This window comes from Leucobacter sp. M11 (genome assembly GCF_035726885.1).
Lineage (GTDB): Bacteria > Actinomycetota > Actinomycetes > Actinomycetales > Microbacteriaceae > JAPFRB01.
The window spans coordinates 140,704-145,775 of sequence record NZ_JAPFRB010000005.1; the positions used below are offsets into that span (position 1 = coordinate 140,704).

Below are 5,072 nucleotides of genomic sequence, written 5' to 3' on the forward strand. Positions count from 1 at the left end.
GGACGCCGTGGTGCTCGGACTGGGCTTTGCCGAGGCGGAGGCGCTCGGAGCGGGGGCGGGGCCCGGCTCCGGGGCGCAGGCACTGAGCCCGAGACCCAGCGCGAGGGCAGCGCCGAACAGAACAACGGGGGACGCGGGGGTGCGGCGCCTGGGCGGCCGCTGCGGAGAGGTGGTCACCGCCTCAGCCTATCGACGCCCGTGCCACGCCACGGCGAGGCTCGGATCACGATCCGGACACGCCAGCGCCCCCGGACACGGGTGTGTCCGGGGGCGCGGGGCGACGGCGGAACCGCCGGGTGACGCGGGCGGCTTAGCAGCCGTAGTACAGCTCGAACTCGTAGGGGTGCGGGCGCAGGGCGAGCGGCTTCAGCTCGAACTCGCGCTTGTAGTCGATCCAGGTGCTGATGAGGTCCTCGGTGAAGACGCCGCCCTCCAGCAGGTACTGGTGGTCGGCCTCGAGCGCCGCGAGCGCCTCGTCGAGGGACGCGGGCACCTGGGGAATGTTCTTCGCCTCCTCGGGGGGCAGCTCGTAGAGGTCCTTGTCAATCGGGTCCATCGGCTCGATCCGGTTCTTGATGCCGTCCAGGCCCGCCATGAGCTGCGCCGCGAAGGCGAGGTAGGGGTTGCTGGAGGCGTCGGGGGCGCGGAACTCGATGCGCTTCGCCTTCGGGTTGGTGCCCGTGAGCGGGATCCGGATCGCCGCGGAGCGGTTTCCGGCCGAGTAGACCAGGTTGATCGGGGCCTCGTAGCCCTTCACGAGCCGACGGTAGCTGTTCACGGTCGGGTTCGTAAAGGCGAGCAGCGAGGGCGCGTGCTCCAGGATGCCGCCGATGAACCAGCGTGCGAGGTCGCTGAGCCCGCCGTAGCCGTTCTCGTCATAGAACAGCGGGTCGCCGTTCTTCCACAGCGACATGTGGGTGTGCATCCCGGAACCGTTGTCACCGTAGACGGGCTTCGGCATGAACGTGACCGTCTTGCCCCACTCCTCGGCGGTGTTCTTGACGATGTACTTGAACTTCAGCACGTCGTCGGCGGACTTCAGCATCGTGTCGAAGCGGTAGTTGATCTCGGCCTGGCCGGGGGAGCCCACCTCGTGGTGCGCGCGCTCCAGATGGAAGCCGGCGTCGATGAGCTTGAGCGAGATGTCGTCGCGCAGATCGGCCTGCTTGTCCACGGGGGAGACCGGGAAGTAGCCGCCCTTCATCGGGGTCTTGTTGCCGAGGTTGCCGCCCTCCTCCGTGCGCCCGGAGTTCCAGGCCGCTTCCTCGGAATCGATCGAGAAGAAGCTGCGCTGCGGCGTGGTCTCGTAGCGCACGTCATCGAGGACATAGAACTCGGCCTCGGGGGCGAAGAAGGCGGTGTCGGCGATGCCGGTCGAGGCGAGGTACTTCTCTGCCTTCTTGGCCACCTGGCGGGGGTCGCGGCCATAGATCTCGCCGTTGCGGGGGTTGTAGACGTCGAAGACCATGACCAGGGTGCGCTCAATGCGGAACTGGTCGATGTAGGCGGTCGTGACATCGGGGATGAGCTGCATGTCGGACTCGGCGATCGTGGCAAAGCCACGGATCGAGGAGCCGTCGAAGAGCTGACCGTTCACGAAGAAGTCCTCGTCGACCGTTGACGCGGGGATGTTGAAGTGCTGCTGCACCCCGGGCAGGTCCGTGAACCGGATGTCCAGGAACTTGACGTCGGTTTCCTCGATGAACCTCAGGACTTCTGCGGGCTCGCGAAACATAAATCTCCTCCAGCGGATTACGCCCCACCGGTGCGGCGGGACACTTCTAGCCTAGGGGGCACGCGTTTCCCGCGCGTTTTCCGAGTGTTACGCGCAGGTTACGCGCGGGGTCCTCCCGATAGGATGGGGGCATGTCTGACCGTTCTGGCCCCACGAAATTCGGCGATCTCGAACCTAGCAAGTGGCCGGGTGAGCGTCTGGGCCTCCCCGAGGACGGCCCCCGCTCCGTCGGCCGGATCGGTCGCCGCTTCGCCGCGATCGCCGTGGACTGGATCATCGCCTATGTCATCACGCTGCTCTTTTTCCCCCCGGGCGGTGAGCCCAGCCCCGACCAGTCGCTCGCGCAGCTCGGCATCTACGCGCTGCTCCAAATCGTGTTCATCCCCACCATCGGCGGCAGCATTGGCCACCGCCTCCTCGGGATGCGGGTGGTGCCGATCTCGGGCGGCTGGGTGGGGCTGTGGCGTCCGGTGGTGCGCACGCTCCTGATCTGCCTCGTGCTGCCGCTGCTCGTCTGGGACTCGGACCAGCGCGGCTTCCACGACAAGATCGCCGGAACGGTGCTCATCCGCGCCTAACGGTTCGCCCGACGGTCGCCGAGCCGCTGAACCGGCTCGTCAGCCGAGGGGGGCGGACCCCGGGGGCGGTGTCCCGATCTCGGCGACGTCGTGCCCCGTGCACGGTCGCCGGGTCTGCGTTGCCCGCGTGATCCGGGCCAGGTCGAACCAGCGCACGGCGTCGCGCAGCCGACACCAGGCGATGAGATACCAGCGTCCGCCGGTGTACGCGAAAATCATGGGTTCTACCTCCCGGGTGGTCTCGGTTCCCGTCGCGTCGACATAGTCGAGCCGCACCGTCACCTGCTCGATCAGCGCCTGCTCCACCGGGGACATGACCGAGCGCTTCGGGGCCGGCCCCGGGTGCACCCAGACCCGCGCGGAGAGCTCCGCGGCCCGTCGCCGGGTCGCGGGGTCGAGCACGTCGAGGATCTTCCGGATCGCGGCCCCGGCCGAGTCCCCGAACGGGGCGTGCGGAGACGCGGCGACCGCGGACACGAGTGCGAGGGCCTGGGCCGCGCTGAGGTTGACGGGCGGCAGCGCCGTGCGCTCCGCGAGACCGTAGCCGCCGCCCGGGCCGGTGCGCGACCACAGGGGCAGGCCGCTCGACGAGAGCGCCGCGAGATCCCGCTTGATCGTGCGCACGGTGACCTGGAACTCGTCCGCGAGGCGCTGCGCGCTGCGCCCGCGTGGCCCCGCCCGGCGCAGGGAGTCGGTGAGGGCGTGCAGGCGTTCGGCGCGTTTCATGCTGTCACGATATCCGAAATTCGTGACATGCCGTTGTCCGGAGCGCGGGTCAGACTGGGGGCATGCAACCCACACCAGTACCCCACAGCACCTTCGTCCTCGTCCCGGGCTTCTGGCTCGGCGCCTGGGCCTGGGACGCGGTCGCCACGGACCTCCGTGCCCGCGGGCACGACGCCCTCGCCCTGACCCTGCCCGGGCTCGACCCGAGTGACCCGGAGCGCGCGTCCCGGACGCTTGCTGACCAGGTCGCCGCCCTCGCCGAGGCGACCGCCGCGGCGCGCGCTCGGGGCGGCCAAGCGGTGCTCGTCGTGCACAGCGGGGCCGGCTTCCCGGCCTCGGCGCTGCTGGACCGAGACCCCGGGGCCGTCGACCGGGTGATCTACGTGGACAGCGGGCCAAGCACCTCGGGGGAGGCCTACGACGCCGATTTCCCCGCGGAGCGTCCGGAGCTGCCCCTGCCCGAGTTCAGCGATCTGCCCGCGAGCGTCGAAGGCCTGTCCGCCCCGCAGCTCGCCGAGTTCCGCCGCCGCGCGGTGCCGCAACCCGGCCCCGTGATCCGAGCACCCCTGACGCTCACGAATGCGGCGCGGCGCGCGGTGCCCAGCACGGTGATCGCCTGCTCGTTTTCCGCCGCCGAGCTCCGGCAGCTCGCGGCGTCCGGGCACCCGATGATGGCGGAGCTGGCCACGCTCGAAGACGTGGAGCTGCTCGATCTGCCCACGGGGCACTGGCCCATGTGGAGCCGGGCGGGCGAGCTGGCGGCGCTCCTCGCGGACACCGCTCGCAGCTGACCCGGACAGCGAAACGGACCCTCGCCGACACTGGCGAGGGTCCGTTTCTGGTGAGCGGCTGCGGCTTAGCGAGGACGCTGTGCGCGCATCCGCATCGGGTCGATGCCCTTCGGGATGGCAACCGGAGAGGCCTGCAGCGAGGTGAGTCGGTTGTGCACGACCTGGACCTCGTTGCGGTTCAGCACCGGCTTGATCTTGAGCAGGGTGCGGGAGAGCTTCCACAGGGGCACCGAATCGGCGTCGGGGCCGACCTGGATGTGGCTCACCTGGACCTGGGGCAGGATCCGCTTGACCTTCTGCTCCTCCTTGACGCGCATCTTGTGGGTGCGGGTCTCGGGTCCCTCGGTGATGAGGACAACGCCGCCGCGGCCCACGACGCGGTACACCGCGTCCTGGGTTTTGGGGCTGATCGCAACCGGGGTCTCCGTGCCGCGCCACGAGCGACGCAGGGCGTTCTTGATGACCGCGCCCACCGCGCCGGGCTGGCCGGCAATCTGCTGGTACGCCGCCTTCTCAGCGCGACGGCCGAGGAAGATCATCGCGAGCAGGATACCGATGAGCAGTCCCGTGAGCACCCAGAGGATCTTGGCGAGGATGCCACCCGGCAGGAACACCGCAAGGGCGACGCCGGCGAGGAGGGGCAGCAACAGCGCTGAACCCAGGACCAGGTCGAGCTTCGGGTCGTGCGTGCGCGTCGTCCGGTAGACCTGCCACATCTGCTTGATGCGGCCGGGTCCCTTCTGCTTCCGCGCCTTCTTCTTGGGGGAATCTTCCTTTGCCATACCCTCAGGATATCGAGTATTTCTGTGCGCCGTGACCGCGGAGTTGTCCGCACGCATTCCCGGGGTGCGCAACCGCCCCCAGGCGTCCGCCGCTGGCCCCCCCCGAGGCGGCCATCCGGCTAGGCTTCCGGGCATGATCCAACGCCCGGCTCCGGGGGCGGGGCGCGCGCTCCGGCGAGACGCCCGCCTGCTCCGGGACTGGGCACCGGCCCGCGGCCTCACTCCGCTGCGCCTGCTCGACGCGGCCCCGGGCGCGAGCCGCTGGCTCCTCGGCCCGGATCCCGTCGCCGGGGACCCGCGTCGTCGGGACTCGGCTCCGCCTGCGCGGTCAGGGGTGCGTGAGCTGATCCTCGTCAGAGAGCCGCGCCGCGGACCCGAAGCGGGCTGGGCGGCGCTGCCGCCGCGGGAGCGCCGGGCGCGGCACAGCGAGGCGTTGCAGCTCCTGGCGGGCCTCGGCACG

At 70.2% G+C, this 5,072-nt stretch carries 5 protein-coding genes and 1 pseudogene; 3 read left to right on the forward strand and 3 right to left on the reverse strand.

Annotated features, from left to right (window positions below; genetic code table 11):
• Positions 1 to 310 precede the first annotated feature (310 nt).
• Positions 311 to 1,735, reverse strand: coding sequence for a type I glutamate--ammonia ligase (gene glnA, locus OOT08_RS15990; protein ID WP_325093820.1), 1,425 nt, complete (start codon positions 1,733 to 1,735; stop codon positions 311 to 313).
• Positions 1,736 to 1,866: 131 nt separating this feature from the next.
• On the opposite strand from glnA, the gene OOT08_RS15995 reads away from it, so the two are divergent.
• A complete protein-coding gene (locus OOT08_RS15995; protein ID WP_325093821.1) occupies positions 1,867 to 2,313 on the forward strand; it encodes an RDD family protein in 447 nt (148 codons plus the stop codon).
• A gap of 39 nt (positions 2,314 to 2,352) precedes the next feature.
• Here OOT08_RS15995 and OOT08_RS16000 read toward each other — a convergent pair whose 3' ends face one another.
• Complete coding sequence (locus tag OOT08_RS16000; protein ID WP_325093822.1) at positions 2,353 to 3,039, reverse strand: helix-turn-helix transcriptional regulator; 687 nt, start codon at positions 3,037 to 3,039, stop codon at positions 2,353 to 2,355.
• A gap of 62 nt (positions 3,040 to 3,101) precedes the next feature.
• Between OOT08_RS16000 and OOT08_RS16005 the strand changes: the two genes are divergently transcribed.
• Positions 3,102 to 3,830: an alpha/beta fold hydrolase gene (locus OOT08_RS16005; protein ID WP_325093823.1), complete on the forward strand. Its 729-nt coding sequence runs from the start codon at positions 3,102 to 3,104 to the stop codon at positions 3,828 to 3,830.
• Positions 3,831 to 3,895: 65 nt separating this feature from the next.
• On the opposite strand, the gene OOT08_RS16010 is transcribed toward OOT08_RS16005, so the two are convergent.
• Entirely contained in the window at positions 3,896 to 4,612 is a 717-nt protein-coding gene (locus OOT08_RS16010; RefSeq protein WP_325093824.1) for a DUF4191 family protein, read from the reverse strand.
• A gap of 133 nt (positions 4,613 to 4,745) precedes the next feature.
• Between OOT08_RS16010 and OOT08_RS16015 the strand changes: the two are divergent.
• Positions 4,746 to 5,072, forward strand: a pseudogene (locus OOT08_RS16015) (hypothetical protein); the annotation flags it as partial.

What these genes read in the sequence shown, in the direction of transcription:
- glnA (WP_325093820.1), bottom strand. Translation starts at nt 1,735, where the DNA reads ATGTTTCGCGAGCCCGCAGAAGTCCTGAGGTTCATCGAGGAAACCGAC.
- OOT08_RS15995 (WP_325093821.1), top strand. Translation starts at nt 1,867, where the DNA reads ATGTCTGACCGTTCTGGCCCCACGAAATTCGGCGATCTCGAACCTAGC.
- OOT08_RS16000 (WP_325093822.1), bottom strand. Translation starts at nt 3,039, where the DNA reads ATGAAACGCGCCGAACGCCTGCACGCCCTCACCGACTCCCTGCGCCGG.
- OOT08_RS16005 (WP_325093823.1), top strand. Translation starts at nt 3,102, where the DNA reads ATGCAACCCACACCAGTACCCCACAGCACCTTCGTCCTCGTCCCGGGC.
- OOT08_RS16010 (WP_325093824.1), bottom strand. Translation starts at nt 4,612, where the DNA reads ATGGCAAAGGAAGATTCCCCCAAGAAGAAGGCGCGGAAGCAGAAGGGA.